Source organism: Sphaerisporangium fuscum (assembly GCF_018531465.1).
Classification (GTDB): Bacteria; Actinomycetota; Actinomycetes; order Streptosporangiales; family Streptosporangiaceae; genus Sphaerisporangium; species Sphaerisporangium fuscum.
Genome location: NZ_JAHDTF010000014.1, coordinates 227069 through 243091 on the forward strand (window position 1 = coordinate 227069; position 16023 = coordinate 243091).

20 protein-coding genes are annotated in these 16023 nt (G+C 69.2%); 14 read left to right on the plus strand and 6 right to left on the minus strand.

Features of this window, described 5'->3' with window-relative positions; translation table 11 throughout:
• Positions 1 to 39: 39 nt before the first annotated feature.
• Entirely contained in the window at positions 40 to 537 is a 498-nt protein-coding gene (locus tag KIK05_RS18795; protein WP_214412031.1) for a hypothetical protein, read from the minus strand.
• A gap of 253 nt (positions 538 to 790) precedes the next feature.
• Between KIK05_RS18795 and KIK05_RS18800 the strand changes: the two genes are divergently transcribed.
• From KIK05_RS18800 to KIK05_RS18820, 4 genes are all read left to right on the plus strand, one after another.
• Complete coding sequence (locus KIK05_RS18800) at positions 791 to 2755, plus strand: hypothetical protein (RefSeq protein WP_308249992.1); 1965 nt, start codon at positions 791 to 793, stop codon at positions 2753 to 2755.
• A 395-nt stretch (positions 2756 to 3150) separates the two neighbouring features.
• Positions 3151 to 4365 carry a cytochrome P450 gene (locus KIK05_RS18810; RefSeq protein WP_214412032.1) on the plus strand — a complete coding sequence of 405 codons (1215 nt, stop codon included), beginning with the start codon at positions 3151 to 3153 and terminating at the stop codon, positions 4363 to 4365.
• A 21-nt stretch (positions 4366 to 4386) separates the two neighbouring features.
• Positions 4387 to 4584, plus strand: a complete 198-nt coding sequence (locus KIK05_RS18815; protein WP_214412033.1) for a ferredoxin — start codon at positions 4387 to 4389, stop codon at positions 4582 to 4584.
• Between the two features lie 99 nt (positions 4585 to 4683).
• Entirely contained in the window at positions 4684 to 4971 is a 288-nt protein-coding gene (locus KIK05_RS18820; RefSeq protein ID WP_214412034.1) for a hypothetical protein, read from the plus strand.
• On the opposite strand, the gene infA is transcribed toward KIK05_RS18820, so the two are convergent.
• Both infA and KIK05_RS18830 read right to left on the minus strand, forming a co-directional pair.
• Positions 4959 to 5183: a translation initiation factor IF-1 gene (gene infA / locus KIK05_RS18825; RefSeq protein ID WP_214412035.1), complete on the minus strand. Its 225-nt coding sequence runs from the start codon at positions 5181 to 5183 to the stop codon at positions 4959 to 4961. The genes KIK05_RS18820 and infA overlap by 13 nt on opposite strands.
• Before the next feature lie 68 nt (positions 5184 to 5251).
• Positions 5252 to 6049, minus strand: a complete 798-nt coding sequence (locus KIK05_RS18830) for a GNAT family N-acetyltransferase (RefSeq protein ID WP_214412036.1) — start codon at positions 6047 to 6049, stop codon at positions 5252 to 5254.
• Between the two features lie 527 nt (positions 6050 to 6576).
• Here KIK05_RS18830 and KIK05_RS18835 point away from each other — a divergent pair.
• Positions 6577 to 6993, plus strand: a complete 417-nt coding sequence (locus KIK05_RS18835; RefSeq protein WP_214412037.1) for a VOC family protein — start codon at positions 6577 to 6579, stop codon at positions 6991 to 6993.
• A 333-nt stretch (positions 6994 to 7326) separates the two neighbouring features.
• Here KIK05_RS18835 and KIK05_RS18840 read toward each other — a convergent pair whose 3' ends face one another.
• The gene (locus KIK05_RS18840) at positions 7327 to 7977 is read right to left on the minus strand and encodes a hypothetical protein (RefSeq protein WP_214412038.1); all 651 of its coding nucleotides are present in this window, start codon (positions 7975 to 7977) and stop codon (positions 7327 to 7329) included.
• A gap of 444 nt (positions 7978 to 8421) precedes the next feature.
• Between KIK05_RS18840 and KIK05_RS18845 the strand changes: the two genes are divergently transcribed.
• From KIK05_RS18845 to KIK05_RS18885, 9 genes are all read left to right on the plus strand, one after another.
• The gene (locus KIK05_RS18845) at positions 8422 to 8751 is read left to right on the plus strand and encodes a hypothetical protein (protein ID WP_214412039.1); all 330 of its coding nucleotides are present in this window, start codon (positions 8422 to 8424) and stop codon (positions 8749 to 8751) included.
• An 86-nt stretch (positions 8752 to 8837) separates the two neighbouring features.
• On the plus strand, positions 8838 to 9395 hold the full coding sequence (locus tag KIK05_RS18850; protein ID WP_214412040.1) for a hypothetical protein: 558 nt from the start codon (positions 8838 to 8840) through the stop codon (positions 9393 to 9395).
• Between the two features lie 468 nt (positions 9396 to 9863).
• A complete protein-coding gene (locus tag KIK05_RS49425) occupies positions 9864 to 10208 on the plus strand; it encodes a Mu transposase domain-containing protein (protein ID WP_372455598.1) in 345 nt (114 codons plus the stop codon).
• A 71-nt stretch (positions 10209 to 10279) separates the two neighbouring features.
• Complete coding sequence (locus tag KIK05_RS18860; RefSeq protein WP_214412042.1) at positions 10280 to 11251, plus strand: GlxA family transcriptional regulator; 972 nt, start codon at positions 10280 to 10282, stop codon at positions 11249 to 11251.
• Positions 11248 to 12000 carry an HD domain-containing protein gene (locus tag KIK05_RS18865; RefSeq protein WP_214412043.1) on the plus strand — a complete coding sequence of 251 codons (753 nt, stop codon included), beginning with the start codon at positions 11248 to 11250 and terminating at the stop codon, positions 11998 to 12000. The genes KIK05_RS18860 and KIK05_RS18865 overlap by 4 nt, the downstream gene beginning before the upstream one ends.
• Positions 12001 to 12082: 82 nt before the next feature.
• The gene (locus tag KIK05_RS18870) at positions 12083 to 12565 is read left to right on the plus strand and encodes a hypothetical protein (protein ID WP_214412044.1); all 483 of its coding nucleotides are present in this window, start codon (positions 12083 to 12085) and stop codon (positions 12563 to 12565) included.
• A gap of 6 nt (positions 12566 to 12571) precedes the next feature.
• The gene (locus KIK05_RS18875; protein ID WP_214412045.1) at positions 12572 to 12835 is read left to right on the plus strand and encodes a hypothetical protein; all 264 of its coding nucleotides are present in this window, start codon (positions 12572 to 12574) and stop codon (positions 12833 to 12835) included.
• A 163-nt stretch (positions 12836 to 12998) separates the two neighbouring features.
• Positions 12999 to 13358, plus strand: coding sequence for a hypothetical protein (locus tag KIK05_RS18880; protein WP_214412046.1), 360 nt, complete (start codon positions 12999 to 13001; stop codon positions 13356 to 13358).
• Positions 13355 to 13951 (plus strand): hypothetical protein, encoded by a 597-nt coding sequence (locus KIK05_RS18885; protein ID WP_214412047.1) that lies wholly within the window; start codon positions 13355 to 13357, stop codon positions 13949 to 13951. The genes KIK05_RS18880 and KIK05_RS18885 overlap by 4 nt, the downstream gene beginning before the upstream one ends.
• 131 nt (positions 13952 to 14082) lie before the next feature.
• On the opposite strand, the gene KIK05_RS18890 is transcribed toward KIK05_RS18885, so the two are convergent.
• Both KIK05_RS18890 and KIK05_RS18895 read right to left on the minus strand, forming a co-directional pair.
• Positions 14083 to 14535, minus strand: coding sequence for a VOC family protein (locus KIK05_RS18890; RefSeq protein WP_214412048.1), 453 nt, complete (start codon positions 14533 to 14535; stop codon positions 14083 to 14085).
• Positions 14532 to 15944, minus strand: coding sequence for a diaminopimelate decarboxylase family protein (locus KIK05_RS18895; protein WP_214412049.1), 1413 nt, complete (start codon positions 15942 to 15944; stop codon positions 14532 to 14534). The genes KIK05_RS18890 and KIK05_RS18895 overlap by 4 nt, the downstream gene beginning before the upstream one ends.
• Between the last annotated feature and the right edge of the window lie 79 nt (positions 15945 to 16023).

The following is a 16023-nucleotide window of genomic DNA, read 5'->3' on the forward strand; positions in this document are numbered from 1 at the left end:
ATGGCCGGCCGGTCATCGGGCGGGGACGTCACCGGGGCTCTAGCAATCGCCGCTCCAGTCGACCAAGGCGATGCTGTTGTACTGGGCCTGGGTGATGTTGACGGTGCCGCCTCTGGTCTCGTCGTAGTAGAACGGCAGACCCAGCTTCTTACGGACCCAGCCGGGGGCCATGCGCGGCCCGTCGGCCTTCACCGTGAGCACCGGGGTCCCGGCGGCGGTCTTGAAGACGAACGTCGCGTGCCACACGTCACCCGTGGTGCTCTTGACGGTGTAGACCGTGCTCTTCCAGATGTACTCGCTGTTGCCGGTCGCGTTCGGCGGTAACAGCCGAATGTACGAGTGCGCCAGATCGGGCTCCTGGTTCAGGCCGGTCTCCCGGCAGTCGCCGGCGACGATCGTCCTGGGCAGGTGGGAGTACTGATCGGCGAACGGGACGTTGAGGTTGTTCCCGGTGGCGGCTTGGGCCGCCCCCGGCAGGACCACCCCCAGCGCGACGAACGCGCCTGCCAGGGCGGCGAGCTTACCCTTGTTCTTCATCTGTCGGCTCTCCTTGATGCTGCGGTTTCCCCGTTGGTGGAGCGTCTCCGCTCTTCACTGGGTAGGCGTTCCACGCCGTTCCGTCGCGTTCCACCAGAGCAGTGGCGGCCCGTTCACTAGCCGCTTACAAGGGCCGCGCGGCATGCTCGTTGACACGCGAGCGGGGACCTGGCACGGCATCACACGCTCCGCCGGCACCCGCCCGCACGACTACCCGAACGCCGGATCGGGGATCCGACTGCGAGGAAGTGCGGTGCCAGGGGTGGAGAGGCGATCTCCCGCGTGGGACGACGTCCGATCGGCGCTTCAGGCCGGGGAGCACGCGCTGTACGTGGAGGGGGACCTGCAGGCCGCCCGCAGGTGGTTCGAGGCCGCCCACGACGCGGCCGAGGTCAGAGGCGACTCTGAGGCGACGGCACGTGCCGCGCTGGGGCTCGGCGGGTTGTGGGTGCACGAGCACCGGACGGCCACGGGCGCGGCGACGGTGGGGGTACGGCAGAGCCGTGCGCTCTCGCTGGTCGACCCGGCCTCCTCGCTCGCGCTCCGGCTGCGGGCGAGGCTCGCCGGCGAGGAGGGGTACCGGGCCGGCGACCATAGGACGATCATGGGCGTGGTCGCGGAGGCGAGGGACACCCGCGACGCCGTGGCGCTCGCCGAGGCGCTGAGCCTGGCCCATCACTGCGTGCTCGGCCCCGAGCACGCGGCCCTGCGCCTGGAACTGGCGCAGGAGATGATCGGCGTCGCGGTCAGCACCTCTCGCCGCGGCGACCTGGTGATGGGGCTGCTGTGGCGGACGGTCGACCTGTTCCTGGACGGTGACCCGCACGCCGAACGCTCCCTGGAGGAACTGCGTGGTCTTCTCTCCCCGAAGGACCACCTGGCGGCCGGCTTCGTGATCAGCGCGATCGAGGTGATGCTCCACATCCGGGGCGGCCGGTTCGCCGAGGCGGAGGCCATGGCGTCCGACTGCGCCGGGCGCGGCATGGCGGCCGGCGACATCGACACCATCGGGTGGTACCGGGCCCAGCTGGGGACGATCCGGTGGTACCAGGGCAGGGCCTCCGAACTCGTCCCGTTGCTGTCCGAACTCGTGAACTCCCCCGCCCTGAGCACCAACGACAACTCCACCTTCGCGGGCCTCGCCGTCGCGGCGGCCACCGCCGGAGACCGCCGCCTGGCCACGGCCATGCTGGCACGCCTGCGCGGCCAGGACCTCGCCGACCTGCCACGGTCGAGCAGTTGGCTGATGTCGATGTACGGGGTGGTGGAGGCGGCGCACCTGCTCGCGGACGACGAGATCTCGGCCCAGGCCTACGCCCTGCTGTCCCCCTTCGCGAGCCGTCCGGTGATCGCCAGCCTCGGGGTCACCTGCTTCGGCTCGGTGCACCACTCCCTCGGCGTCGCCTCGCTCACCGTCGGCGAGGTGGGCAGGGCGGTGGAGCATCTGCGGGCGGCCGTCCGCGGGAACCTCGCGCTGGGGCACTGGCCGGCCGCCGTCCTGTCCCGGTCGCGCCTCGGCCAGGCACTCGCCCTGCGGGACGGCCCGCACGCGGAGGCGGCCCTGCGCCAGCTCGCCATCGCCGCCCAGGACGCGGCGGCCCTCGGCATGGCACCGCCCGCCGGCGCCGGCCCGGTCGCGCCACCGGCGACCGGGCACGGCCTGCCGTCCTCGGGGAGCGAGCCGGCGCGGGCGGTGGTGTGCCGGCGCCGAGGCCGGCAGTGGCGCATCGAGCTGGGCGGCCGGGTCGTGGTCGTCGGCCACAGCGTGGGGATGGGCCACCTGGCCACGCTGCTCGCCAACCCCGGCTACGAGATCTCCGCCACCGACCTCGCGGCCGGCCCTCAGCCTGGGGACCCGGAGGGGGCGGGCGGCGGCGAGTCCGGCCAGCCGGTCCTGGACGACGAGGCCAAACGCACCTACAAGCAGCGGCTGTCGCAGTTGCAGGAGGAGATCGAGGAACTCGAGGCGATGAACGACCTCGGGCGCGCCGACACCGTACGCGCGGAGCGGGACTGGCTGATCGCCGAGCTGGCCTCGGCCACCGGGCTCGGCGGACGCACCCGTAGGTTCGCCGGCAGCGAGGAACGCGCACGGATCGCCGTGGGGAAGGCCATCCGCCGCGCCCTGAACCGCATCACCGAGGCCGACCCGCTCATCGGCGGCGAATTACGCGCCGCCATCCACACCGGAACGCGCTGCTCCTACCACCCGGCGTAGGAACGCCCATCGCACGCCGGTAATGGTCGGTAGAAGGCCGAGCGGCTGACTCCGGCGCTTTCGGCGACGTCGGAGACGCTGATGCGGGGCAGGTCCTGTTCTTCCACGAGTTAGATCAGTGCGCGTGCCAGGGCGGATCGGGTGCGGCGTACGCGCCGGTCACTCGGTGGGGTGGTGCTGTGTCTGGTGGTGGCCACGTCTTCCAGCATATCGAACGGCTACAGGTGTAAGTTTTCTTGCAGCTGTAGGTTAGTGTGTGGGCCGGACGACGAAGGGATCTCCACCCACGTACGACCGGCCGCCGCCGTCGGAACAGATCCCGGCCGGCGCCTGGCAGCCGGACCCGCCGCTCACGCCCGCCCGAGGAATCAGCAGGACCCCCGAGGAGATATCGAATGAGTGTCAACGAGCAGGTCCTGAACTACCCGATCCCGAATGACGCCGCGCTCGACCCGCCTCCGGAATGGGCCGAGCTGCGCGGCAAGTGCCCTGTCGCCCACGTGACATTGCCCAGTGGCGACCAGGCGGCGCTGCTGACCCGCTACGAGGACGTCAAGCAGGTGCTGGCCGATCCGCGCTTCACCCGCCTGCTGAACGCGCCCGACGCGGCCCGGCTGTCGGCCACCGAGGACGGCGGGCTGTTCAGCAGCGAAATGGCGGCGATCATCCCCGACGGCGGTGAGGAGCACCAGCACTGGCGGCGGCTGGTGGGCAAGTGGTTCACCGCCAAGCGCATGAACGCCATCCGGCCCACGATGGCGCGGATCGCCGAGGACCTCATCGACGACATGGTCGAGCGCGGCGCCCCCGGCGACCTCAAGGCGTCCCTGGGCTTTCCGCTGCCGGTGTACGTCATCTGCGACATGCTCGGCGTGCCCGCCGAAGACCGGGACCGGTTCTCGTACTGGTCGGACACCCTGCTCAACCTCACCCGCTACGGCAAGGCGGAGATCGAGGCCGCCCAGGCCGAGTTCTTCCAGTACATGTCCGACCACCTCGCCGCCAAGCGCGCCCAGCCCGGCGACGACCTGCTGAGCGAGCTGATCGCGGCCGGCACGCCCGAGGAGGGCGGGCTGAACGACCTGCAGATCCTGGTCACCGGCATGGCCCTGCTGGTCGCCGGGCACGAGACCACCGCCAACATGATCGGCAAGATGGTCTCGATGCTGCTGGCGGACCGAACCCGCTGGGAGGCGCTGCTGGCCGACCCGTCGCTGATCCGCACGACGGTGGAGGAGTCGCTGCGCCTGGACGCCAACTCCGGCTTCGGCCTGCCGCGTTACCTCAAGGAGGAGACCGAGGTCAGCGGCGTACACCTGCCCAAGGGCACCACGGTCGTCTGCAGCATGGCCGCGGCCAACCGCGACGAGAGCGCGTTCGACGCCGCCGAGCGGTTCGACCTGACCCGCAGCCCGAACCCCCACCTGGCGTTCGGCGCCGGGGCGCACTCCTGCCTCGGCCAGGCGCTCGCCCGCACCGAGCTGCAGGTCGTGCTGGAGGTGCTGCTGCGCAGGCTGCCGACCCTGGACCTGGCGGTGCCGGTGGAGGAACTGGAGCGCGTGGAGGGGCTGGCCGTCGGCGGCCTGCGCACCGTGCCGGTCCGCTGGTAATCAGAACGAGGAGAAAACGGTATGAAAGTCATCGTCGACGAGGACAAGTGCTGCGGCGCGGGCCAGTGCGTGCTGATCGCGCCGGAGGTGTTCGACCAGCGTGACGACGACGGCATCGTCGTCCTGCTGGAACCCGAGCCCGGCGCGGACCAGCACGCCGCGGTCCGCGAGGCCGCCGCGGTCTGCCCCGCGTCCGCCATCGAGGTGACCTCTGACTGATCCGCACGCACCTCGTCGACGCACCGGCCGTGGTCGCCGGCCGGCGATGAACGAGGCGGTCGGGGACGCTGCCGTCAGGGCGAAACATCTGAGGCGCAGGTGAACGGCAGGCCACTGCTCATGCTGACCCTGTACGTCGTGCTGCCCGCCCAGCATGTCGTCAAGGGACTGGCCCTCGCCTATGCCGCCGCGCTGGCGCTTGCCTCGCTCTGGGTGGTCCGGCGCGCGTTCGGAGGCCTCGGGTTCCTCGGCGCGCTCATCGTCCTGGCCGTGGGCGGCGGCCTCGGCATACTGCTCTACCTTGGCACCGCCCACGCGATGCGCGTCTCCGAGATCAGCTCGATCGTCGGACTGGTCGCGCGTCCCGTCCGCCGCTACGTCCGGTAGCGGAAGAGGATCCGGCCGCGGGTGAGGTCGTACGGGCTGAGCTCCACGAGCACCCGGTCGTGCAGCACGATCTTGATGTGGTTCTTGCGTATCTTCCCGCTGATGTGCGCGAGCACCTTGTGCCCGTTCTGGAGTTCCACCGTGAAGGTGGCGTTGCGCAGGCATTCGAGGACGGTGCCCTCGATTTCGATGCCCCCTGCTGTTCTTGTCATATTCTCGTGTTTCTCCGGTCGGTGACTGTGATGTGGGTGAGGAAAGGGAATCCGTCGACGGTGGGACGTCAGCGGAGTACCAACTCCAGGTTGCTGTTCGCGCGCCTGGCGCCGGCGCCCTCGAACAGCGCCATGGCCGCTGCGTTGGATTCGTTCACCTCGGCCGATGCCGTTTCGATCCCGCCGCTGTGCAGCGAACCCAGCACGTGGGCGAGCAGCGCCCGGGCGATGCCGCGGCGGTGCTGGTCGGACCGGACCGCGAGCAGCCCGATCCGTGGCTGCCGGGGCACCGGCGCCAGGCGGACCAGTCCCACGTATTCGTCGGACCGTGCTGCCACCGCGTACTTCGACGGGTCTAGCACGGTGACGTCGGCCGGGCGGGGCAACACCTCAGCGGGCATCTCCTGCCACCCGACGGTGGCCTCGACCTCGTCGCGGATCACGCGGTCCAAGGCGCGCAGAGGACCCTCCTCCGCCGCGCCGAGGGCCATGATCGTCACGTCCGGCGGTGGTAGCGCCGCGCCGAGTCCCGTGACCCGCGGATCGGTGGGCACGAGGTACTCCCACTCGCGGCGCCGCGTCGTGAAGCCGGCCCGCGCCCAATGGGACGTCAACTCGAGGTCGACCTCGTCGACCAGCGTGTACAGCGGCTTCGGCAGGTCCGCCAGCATGGCTTCGGCGAGCCGGTCGAAGGCCGCACCGTGCCAGGCGTCGATGCTGACGAAGATCCGCCCGTCGGGCCTGCGCGAAGTGTCGCCGCGGCCGACCACCCGGTCGTCCTCGACGGCGTGCCATTGCGTCTCCGCGACCCGCTTGATCACTACGGCGGGCTTGCCCAGGCCCGAAGTGGAATGCATTGAATTCATAGGTTGTCGCCTTCCGGGATTGCCTGGTCGAAGCGCTCCCGGCGACACCTACGTCAATCGCCCAACCGTGACGACGAGGGGGAGCACCCACATCGATACAGCGTTCATGGGTCTCACCTCCTAGCGGCCTGTCACGGTCTCTCGGACGCTATCAGTCCGAACCCGGTCCCGCCCACCCATTTTCCGCCGGCCGGCTCGGCCGGTGTCGCGCCTCGTCCTCCTGGGCGGGCGCCTTCCTCGCTGGACGCACCGCGCCCGTCCTTCAGCGGATCACGGTCGCGATCAGGTCTCACGGCGTCACGACCACCGTGACCGGCGGCTGACACCCATCGCCCGCGCCTTCTACGCCGGTGCAGGATGACGGTCAGCGCGGCGGCAGGTCGAGGTGGTGGTTCATGTCGAGTTCGAACCGGCGCCCCAAAGCGGAGGGCCATGACGCCGGGCGGGCACGCCCTCCTCCCCCGCACCGTCAGACCGATCAGGATCGAAGAAGCGGGGGGAACAGGGCCGGTCGTAGCGTTTCCGACATGGAACTCACCCTTCACTACTGCTACATCACCATCGACGACGGCGACAAGGCGCTGGCCTTCTACCGGGACGTTCTCGGCCTGGAGGTGCGCAACGACGTCGCCTACGGGGGCGCGCGCTGGCTGACCATGGGCCCGGCGTCGCAGCCGGAGGTCAACATCGTCCTGGAGACCCTCAACGCCGACCCGGCCGCCTCCCCCGAGGAGCGCAAGGCGCTGGGCGAGCTGCTCGCCAACGGCAAGCTGCGCGCCGTCGTCTTCGCCACCCCCGACTGCGACGCCACCTTCGAGCAGATCCGCGCCTCCGGCGCCGAGGTCCTCCAAGAGCCGATCGAACAGCCCTACGGCGTCCGCGACTGCGCCTTCCGCGACCCGGCGGGCAACATGATCCGCTTCCAGCAGCTGAAGACGGCCTGACAGGCGACCTGGGGAGAGCGGCCACGGCCGCCTTGCCAGAGGTCGCGCCGCGGGTGCGGCGCGCCGTACCCGCCCCGGGCCGTCGCCGGCTCACGGCCCGCCGAGTCGCCGCGCTCACCCACAACCTGAGCCTCTACCCGGCCGCCCGCTGAGTTCGACGGCGCTCAGCTGATCGCGGTGCAACCATCGAGGTGCTGCGGGAGTCTCGCATGTCGAAGGTCGAGCTGTACGCGGCGATCCGCCGTGACACACGCGCCGGATGCCGGCCGCAGGTCCGCCCCACAGGCGCAGGACCCGGTGGCCGCTCACCGGGGTCACTGCGCGGTCGCGGGCTCAGGTCACGGTGAAGGTGAGCGGGCCGGCCAGGGTGCTGTAACCGTCCTTGTCACCCTTGATGAACAAGGTCTCTTCCTGCGACTGGTCCGGTGATTTGATCATCACGGCGTGGTCGAAGTCGGCCCTCATGTCCGAGGGCACATTCAGCCAGCTCCATTTGGGCATGTCGACCAGGGCGCCTTTGTAGGTACAGCCGCCGTTGGCCCCCCACTCGATGATCGCGCACTGGCTCCCCTTGAACAGCATGGTGCTGTCGTCCGGCAGTCCCATGACGGCGTCGAGGCCGCTGCGAAACCCGTCCGGGATGTGGCGCCCGAAGTCCGGTAGATCGATGATCGGCCCCTGATATCTGGCCGCGACGCCCCACTCCCAGTCCAGACACTTGTCTTCGTCGATGAATATCGTCCGCCGAGCTCCTGTGGTACCCCGCACTTCGAACGCCGCGTCGCTATAGGTGACGAACGGCTCGGGTATCCCGGCCAGTTGCTTGTCGTAGGCGTCCAGCAGCCGCCCTGCGGAGATCAGCCTCTCCAGGTTGATCTTCGCGACCTGGCCGTCCCGGAGAAACAGCGCTTCCCATGGATCTTGCCGGCCCGGAATGATCGCCTTGAACCCTGTGGGCTTCGTCGTCCGCACGAACTGCACCATCCCTGCGCCTCCTGGCCGGGCCCTGGAGGGCCCACGCCGGTGACGTTAAGGGATCACGAACGACGATCACAATAACCACAAAATGGCAGGTTGGACCGAAACAAACGGGATGGACACCTCATGTCCATTGCGGACGCCGATAATTTTTCGGTTTCGCGCTCGGCCGCGACCAGCAGAGCCCGCGCCACCTTCTCTGCCTCGGCGTGAATTCGCAGGTCCGGGTTGAAGCGCCCAAGCCTCACCCCGGCCGCACAAGGGGGAGATCACATCCGTTCTGCCACCCCGCCCCATCAGCACCGGAAGAAGATCACCGTAAACATCACCATCGCGTGGCCTCATCCGGCCAGCACCAGCGCAGCGGCAGTGATCATGAAGCCGTCCGTGCCCAGGTGCCCTTACTCCGGGTAGGGACATGACGGCATCCAGGCTCCGATTTCAGACAGCATGCTGAGAAAAGGATTCGAGCATGCGGAAGATCGGGATTCCCATGGCGGCCATGCACATGACCAGCATCGAGCCGCCGATTCCAAAGAAGGTCCCAAGCTCCGGCGCGAGATGCACCGCAGGATGCTCGGCAACGGCTACTGCGCCCGCCCAGTCGAGATGGACTGCCCTTTCGAGTCGATCTGCGAGTCATGCACCTTCTTCGTGACGACCATCGAGTTCCGCCCGACCCTGGAACGCCAGCGAGACGATGCGGCGGCCAAGGGCCAAGTCGCTCGTGAGCAGATCTTCAACAGGCTCCTCAACCGGCTCGACGGGGAAGCTTCCTGAACTCGTCTTCAAACCTCGAAGGAGGTCCATGGCAGCCTGGGCAGACCCCGTGGACACCCAATGCCAAATCGAAGATGGTAGGCGGCATGCTCACCGTGTTGCTGCCCCTGATTACGCTTGTCCTCGGCTTCGTCTCGAGTTACCTGCTAGAACTGTTCCGCACCCGCTGGACCAGACAGAACACGCAGGACACTCGCAACGCTGAGCGTCAACAAGCCGAACACTTAGATCGAGTCGCATTCGAGCGTGATGGGCTCCGCGCCATGCACGCGGCCATTCACGACCTGCTAAGCAGGGTGAACGCGATCGCCATGGCACAGGCCAAGGCGGAAGCCGCCGGACTGGACTGGCGTGAGAGCGACGGTGGCCAAGAGTTGCGCGCGGCAGCCATGCATGCGAACGTGCGGTGCAGTCACGAGTCCGCCCTCCTTCTGCATCCTCCAGTGATCGAAGCGGTGGAGCGCCTGACATCGACCGCCTACCCGATGTACTGGACGCGCGAGTCCGGAATGGATCCCAGTCACAACGGCGAGTTCTATGGGGCGGCCACAGCCGCAGGGAAGGCCATCGCTACCAGGCTTCGCGAGCTATACGGCTTCCCGGCGAGCACAGCGTCGCCGGATTTGCAGCCGTCGGGGGCGTAACACGATTGCTGGTAAGCCCTCACCGCTGCGGATGGCTTGCTTGACATCGAGACCCGCATATTAGAGGCGTGCCGACCGGCCAGATCCGCTACGACAACCTCGAGGCCGCCGTCGCCCGGGTGCTGGGGTTCTCCCCCGTCCGGGTGGAGACCGCGCGCTGGACAGCGTTTCGCTCCCACTACGGCATCGAGCCGTTCGACTGCCAGCCCGGCAAGCAGGGCGCGCACGAGAAGGGCGGAGTGGAGGGCGACATCGGCTGGTTTCACCGCAACCACTTGGTGCCGATCCCCGAGGTCGCCTCGCTGGCCGAGCTGAACATGATGATCGACGCCTGGGACCGGGCCGACGAGGAGCGCCGGATCGGCAGCCGGGATCCGCACCGTCGGCGAGTACTTCGCCGTCGAGGCGCCGCTGCTCGAACCACTGCCCGTCGAGCCTTTCGAGACCGGCCTGCTGCTGTCGCCGCGGGTGGACCGCCACAGCCAGATCACCGTGCGCGCCAACCGCTACTCCGTGCCTGCCCGCCTGATCGGCCGACGCGTCCGGGTCATGCTGCACGCCTGCGAGCTCATCGTCTACGACGGCCGCGAAGGGGTCGCCCGGCACGAGCGGCTGCCGGCCAGGCGGCAAGCCGCCTGGAGCTGGACCACTACCTGGAAGTCCTCATCCGCAAGCCCGGCGCCCTGCCCTGAGCCACCGTGTTGGAGCAGGCGCGGGCGGCGGGCAAGTTCACCCCCGTGCACGACGAGTGGTGGGCGGCGCGCAGAGCCCACGCCGTCGCCCTGGAGGCCCGCGATATCCCTCATGCCTTGAGACCTGTGATGTCCGGATCTGTGGGCTAGTGGTCCTTGTGGACTTTTGCGGCGAACCGTGAGGCTGGTGGGGTGCTCGATGTAGTTGTGGCCGTCTACGACGGGGTGGTGCTGCTCGATGCGGCCGGACCGGTGCAGGTTCTGCACGGGTCCGGCGGCTACCGGGTCCGGCTTGCTTCGGTCGATGGGCGGCCGGTGCGTACGGATGCCGGTGTGCCGCTGGGGGCCGACCTGGCTCTGGGCGAGTGCGAAGGTCCGATCGACACGTTGCTGGTGCCGGGGTACGCGCCGCCGGACGGCGACCGCCCTGGGGAGGCGTTCTCATACCTGCTGCGTGACATCGGCGGTCGCGCGCGCCGGGTGGCGTCGGTGTGCACGGGTGCGCTCCTGCTGGCGGAGGTCGGCCTGCTCGACGGGCGACGGGCCACCACACACTGGGCGGCCTGCGCCGAGTTGGAGTCCCGGTTCCCGCGGGTCACCGTGGAGCGCGACGCCATCTTCGTCCGCGATGGACCGGTCGTGACCTCGGCGGGCGTCACCGCCGGAATCGATCTGGCGCTGGCGCTTGTGGAGGAGGACCACGGACCGGACCTCGCGCGGGCGGTGGCCAAGTACATGGTCGTGTTCCTGCAGCGGCCGGGCGGCCAGTCGCAGTTCAGCGTTCGCGTGGCCGTCCCCGCGACGCGTCACCCGGCGCTGCGCCGCCTGCTGGACGCGGTCGTGGCCGACCCGGCGGCAGAGCACACGCTGGCCGCGATGGCGGCCCAGGTCACGGTCAGCGAACGCCATCTGACCCGGTTGTTTCGTCGTGAGATCGGGCTCACCCCCGGCCAGTACGTCGAGCGGATCCGGGTGGAGGCCGCGCAGGCCCTCCTGGAGACCAGTGCCGAACCCGTGGCGTCGATCGCCCGCAGGTGCGGTCTCGGATCCGACGAGACGATGCGCCGTACGTTCCTGAAGGTCCTGGGCACCACTCCGACCGCCTACCGCCAGCGCTTCCGCAGCATCTCCCATTCGCCGCTGATCCCGAAGGAGAACAGATGAGCTCGTCCCTGAACCGCCGCACACTGCTGGGAGCCGGCCTCGCCGGCGCCGCGAGCCTGGCCGTCGGCACGCCTCCCGCCCACGCCAAGACTCCGCACACCGACCTGTCCTTTCCCGCCACACGCGTCGCCAAGGCGGCCCGACGACTGGTGACCGACTCGCAAAAGCCCTACCTGCGTAACCACAGCCTGCGCAGCTTCCTCTTCGCCCGGGCGGCCGCCGCCAAGGCCGGACGCCTACCGGGCCGCGACTACGACGCCGAGGTCATGTTCCTCATCTGCGTGCTGCACGACATGGGCCTGACCGAACACGCCAACACCGGCCAGCGGTTCGAAGTCGACGGTGCCGACTTCGCCGCACGTTTTCTGGAGAAGCAGGGCATCACCGATGCCCGCGTCGACACCGTCTGGGACGGCATCGCCCTGCACACCTCCTACGGCCTCCACGACTCGCCGGTGTTCACCCGTCGCCGCCCGCCGGAAATCACGATCGCGCAGAACGGCATCGGCATCGACCTGACCGGCGGCCCCGACGACCTACCCGCCGGATACGCCGCACGTGTGCATGCCGTCTACCCCCGCCACGGCGGCGCCCGCGCCCTGACCGACGCCATGATCGCGCAGTGCCTCGCCGATCCGCGCAAAGCCCCGCCCATGACCCTACCGGGCGAGGTCCTGCACCAGCGGCATCCCGAGACTCCCTACATCACCTGGGAAGACTTCCTCGACGCCAGCGGCTGGGACGACTGACCGGGGCGTCAGCCCAAGGAACCGGAGGGCCTGACGCTCGCGTGCCGAGCTTCGGACGCCCTGACCGTGAGAAAGAGAGCTCATGGAACAGTTGTCGCTGTCGGTGCATGTCATGGCCGCCATCGTGTTCGTCGGAGGCTCCGCAGTCGCGACGAGCCTGTTTCCCCGCTACGTCCCGGCCACTACCGGCATTCCACCGGACGTGGCCATGCCCGCTGCCCCGGGCCCCCCGCCGCAAGCGCCGGGAGAGCGCACCCGCGTCGTAGCCGTCGCGCTGCACCGCATCACTGGCGGATACCGCGCGTTTGGCCTGATCGTGCCCGCCGCGGGCATCGTCCTGGCCTACGTCCAAGGCCGCAGTGGCGAGACCCTAGCCACGGTTCTCACCGCCGCCGCGGGCCTCCTGCTGGCGCCGCAGATCCATCCGCGCCGGCGCGACGCGCTCGCCAACCCCGGCAACCGCAACCGGCTGCGTCCGCTGCACATGCTCGCCGGCCTCTATGACCTGCTGTGGGCGGTCGTCCTTTTGATGATCGTACGTCCCGGCTCGGCCACGGGAGCGTGATTCACAGTGCGCACGCTGCGGATCGCGGTCGGCGTCGAGTGCTCCTCGTTGACGGTCCTGCTGATCAACCTGTTCACCATCCACATGAAAGCGATCTCCTCCCTCGTCGGACCGCTGCACGGCGCGGCCTACCTCGCTGTCATCACGGCCACCGCGCTGGCCCCGTCCACCGCCTCATCCGGTGCTCGCTGGCGCGCCGCCATCCCCGCCATCGGTGGGCTCCTCGCACTGTGGCGACTTCGTGACCGCTCCCGAGCAAGCAATCCCTGACCGGCAGCCCGAAGGAGACCGGCGCGAACGACACATTGTGAGTTCTAGCCTGTTTCCCAGCTAGAAGGAGATGGCCTGGCACGGTGGGGTGTGATCCTCCCCGGTGCGCGGCAAGGATCATGGTCCTTGATCGCCCGACAGGTGAAAAAGGGGATTTCCGTGATTGAGCTACGGCACCCCATCCGGCGTCGGCTGGTGCTCCTGCCTGGTGGAGAGCCTGGCGACCGCGGACTCGCGGTCGCCGTGGGTGGGAAGCGTGTCGCGGCGGGCGGTGTGCGGCGGGCATGCCCCTGATGAGGAGAGAGGGTACGAGAGCCCGGTGACCTGCTGGTACGGGACTTCACCGCGGACGCCCGAAGCGCCGCTGGGTCGGGACGTCACGTATGTGGTCACCGCTGCCGGATGGGCGTACACGGCGTTCGTGCAGGACTTGTTCTCCCGGGCGGTTGTGGGCCGGCAGGTCGCCGATCACCTTGGCGCCGACTTGGCTTTGGACACGCTCGACTTGATACTGAGTCCGTGATCAATGAGCTGGTGCAGCGTCAGGAAGTCCTCCAGGCCGAGGCGGGCACCGTGAGCCTCGACCTGCGATTGGACGAGCGGCTGTCCGCGTTGGGCTCGCCGGTATGGGTGGGCAGCGCTGCGCTTGGCTTGATGGTTCGCCGCGACCTGGACATCACTGTCGCCTGTCCGGCCCTCGGCATCTCAGTCACTGAGGCCGTCGCGCAATTCGGCGCACGCTTGGCCGTGCATCCCCGCGTACGCCAGGTTCGGTTCCGCGATGACACCGGTCACTGGAACACAGACCCGGCCTATCCGGATGGCCTGTACCTCGGCGTTGAGTACCGCTCGGCGCAAGGAGACGAATGGACCCTGGACATCTGGTTCGTGGACGAACCCGAACGCCAGCCGGACCTCGCGGATCTGCGCACGATACCTCCGCGGCTCACTCCGGAGACTCGAATGGCGATCTTGCAGATCAAGGACGCCTGGGCCGATCGCGATGAGTACGGGAAGACCGTGCGGAGTGTCGATATCTACCAGTCAGTGCTGGATGACGGCGTCCGTACTCCAGAGCAGTTCAGCCGCTGGCACGGGCGCAGGGCAGCACCATGAACCTCGACTTGAGCGGCTGAGCTCCGCGTGCCCGTTGCGCAGGTGGTCGACAAACCCCGACGATCACCATTCCGGCAACGGACACGCGGCCGAGGACACGCGCGCCCGCCGTAGCTGGACGCGCGCCGGCCCTACCTCCGCGCGGCGAACTGGATCAGTTCGACCACGTGGCGGTCGGGATCGAGCACGTACACGAGCCGCGCCCCGTCCCAGGGCCCGAGCCCTGACATCGTGATCGGCTCCCCGGTGAGCGGGTGGACCCCGGCCTCGGCCAGGCGTACGAGCAGCCCGTCCAGGTCCTGGACGCCCAGGGCGACGTGCCCGCCCCCCGCGCTGCTGACCGGCGGCGCGACCGACGGCGGGCTCTTGGGCCTGCGGTACTCCAGCAGCTCGATCATCTGCCCCTGGCCCGCGTCGAGCATGGCGAAGGCGAGCCAGGCGTCCTCGATGCCCGCCGCGCGGGCCTGCGCCTCACCCTGCTTGAGCAGCGGCATGCCGAGCAGGTCGCGGTAGAAGGTGAGCGAGAGCGCCAGGTCGGCGCAGGTGAGCCCCATGTGGTCGAGTACGGGCGTGGTGCTGGTCATCGGGCGGCTCCGGTGAAGGTGTGGTGGAGGTGGTCGGGGAGGGTGTCGCGGGCGAGAAGGTCCTCGATGCGCTCGGCCCGCCGTACCAGGTGGGCCTGCGCGCCGCTCACCAGCACGGTCGCGGGGCGGGGCAGCAGGTTGAGATTGCTCGCGTTCGCGTCGTTGTAGGCGCCGGTGAAGCAGAAGGCCAGCAGGTCGCCCGCGCTCATGTGGGGCAGCGTGGCGGTGCGCGCGAGCACGTCGGACATGCAGGAGCGGCCGACGACCCGGACGTCGACCGCGGTCTCGGTCTCCGGCAGCAGCACGGGGGTCACCGGCGGGCGGCCGGCCTGGTCGGAGATCTCCGCCAGGAACAGTTGCGTGGTGTCGGTCTCGTACCAGGTGAAGGGGAAGGGTTGGGTCTGGCGCTTCACGTTGAGCAGGGTCGCCACGTGGATGCCGCACGGCCCGAACAGCGCGCGGCCCGGCTCGACCTCCAAGGTGCGGCCCTCGACGCCGATGCCGCCCGACGCCAGGCCCTTGGCCAGGTTCTCGCAGACGACCTCGGCGTAGCGCTCGATCGACGGCGGGACCGGGGGGACGAAGCTCGGGTTGGCCCGGCCGAACCCCTCGACGTGCGGGGCGAATCCGCCGCCGACGTCGATGGTGTCCGGCGTCCAGCCGCCCCACAGCTCCGACACCTCGGCGGTCAGCTCACCGAACCGCCTGCTGAACCCACCGATGACCGACAGGTCGGTGGTGTAGCGACCCATGTGCATCATCACGCCGGTGACCCGCAGTTCCGGCGCGGACAGCGCGCGACCGGCCTCGGCGAGGTCGTCGTAGGGGACGCCTGACTTGTAGGTGCCGTAGATGTCGGCGATCGGGACGCCGAAGGACTCCATCCGGGCGTCGGTCTCGCAGTAGGGCCGCAGCCGGATACGCAGGTTGGCCTGCTTGCCGACGGCGCGGGCCGCGGCCACCGCGAGTTCGATCTCCCGTACGTCGTCGATGGTGACGCGGGCGCCGAGCGCCACGGCGCGCTCGATCGTGGCGCGGTCCTTGCCGGTGCCGTTGAGCGAGATCAGGGCGGGGTCGATCCCGGCACGGACCGCGACCTCCAGCTCGCCCGGGCCGACCAGGTCGGCGCCCATGCCCTCCTGCGCGAGCACCCGTTGGAGTGCGAGCACGGGGTTGGCCTTGACCGCGGGCAGCACCGCGACCGGACCCCGGGGCCAGGCCCGCTCGAACGCGGCGCGGATGCGGCGCGCCCGGCGCCGCAGGGTGGACTCCGACAGCACGAACAGCGGTGCGGAGAACCGCTCGACCAGGGCGTCCACCGGCACGTCCTCGATCAGCAGGCGGCCGGACTCGCGGCGGAGCATGCCGTCCGACAGCGCCACCGCATCGGCGTCATAGGATTCGCTCATGCATGGCAAAATAGTTGATTACATAGCTCTCCACAACTGTTCTTCGCACTTCAGACCGTTGATTGTTCATATTTCCGCT

Excerpts from the sequence above, each read along its gene's own strand:
- KIK05_RS18795 (WP_214412031.1), bottom strand. The coding sequence starts at position 537 with ATGAAGAACAAGGGTAAGCTCGCCGCCCTGGCAGGCGCGTTCGTCGCG.
- KIK05_RS18810 (WP_214412032.1), top strand. The coding sequence starts at position 3,151 with ATGAGTGTCAACGAGCAGGTCCTGAACTACCCGATCCCGAATGACGCC.
- KIK05_RS18815 (WP_214412033.1), top strand. The coding sequence starts at position 4,387 with ATGAAAGTCATCGTCGACGAGGACAAGTGCTGCGGCGCGGGCCAGTGC.
- infA (WP_214412035.1), bottom strand. The coding sequence starts at position 5,183 with ATGACAAGAACAGCAGGGGGCATCGAAATCGAGGGCACCGTCCTCGAA.
- KIK05_RS18830 (WP_214412036.1), bottom strand. The coding sequence starts at position 6,049 with ATGAATTCAATGCATTCCACTTCGGGCCTGGGCAAGCCCGCCGTAGTG.
- KIK05_RS18835 (WP_214412037.1), top strand. The coding sequence starts at position 6,577 with ATGGAACTCACCCTTCACTACTGCTACATCACCATCGACGACGGCGAC.
- KIK05_RS18840 (WP_214412038.1), bottom strand. The coding sequence starts at position 7,977 with ATGGTGCAGTTCGTGCGGACGACGAAGCCCACAGGGTTCAAGGCGATC.
- KIK05_RS18845 (WP_214412039.1), top strand. The coding sequence starts at position 8,422 with ATGCTGAGAAAAGGATTCGAGCATGCGGAAGATCGGGATTCCCATGGC.
- KIK05_RS18850 (WP_214412040.1), top strand. The coding sequence starts at position 8,838 with ATGCTCACCGTGTTGCTGCCCCTGATTACGCTTGTCCTCGGCTTCGTC.
- KIK05_RS18865 (WP_214412043.1), top strand. The coding sequence starts at position 11,248 with ATGAGCTCGTCCCTGAACCGCCGCACACTGCTGGGAGCCGGCCTCGCC.
- KIK05_RS18870 (WP_214412044.1), top strand. The coding sequence starts at position 12,083 with ATGGAACAGTTGTCGCTGTCGGTGCATGTCATGGCCGCCATCGTGTTC.
- KIK05_RS18890 (WP_214412048.1), bottom strand. The coding sequence starts at position 14,535 with ATGACCAGCACCACGCCCGTACTCGACCACATGGGGCTCACCTGCGCC.
- KIK05_RS18895 (WP_214412049.1), bottom strand. The coding sequence starts at position 15,944 with ATGAGCGAATCCTATGACGCCGATGCGGTGGCGCTGTCGGACGGCATG.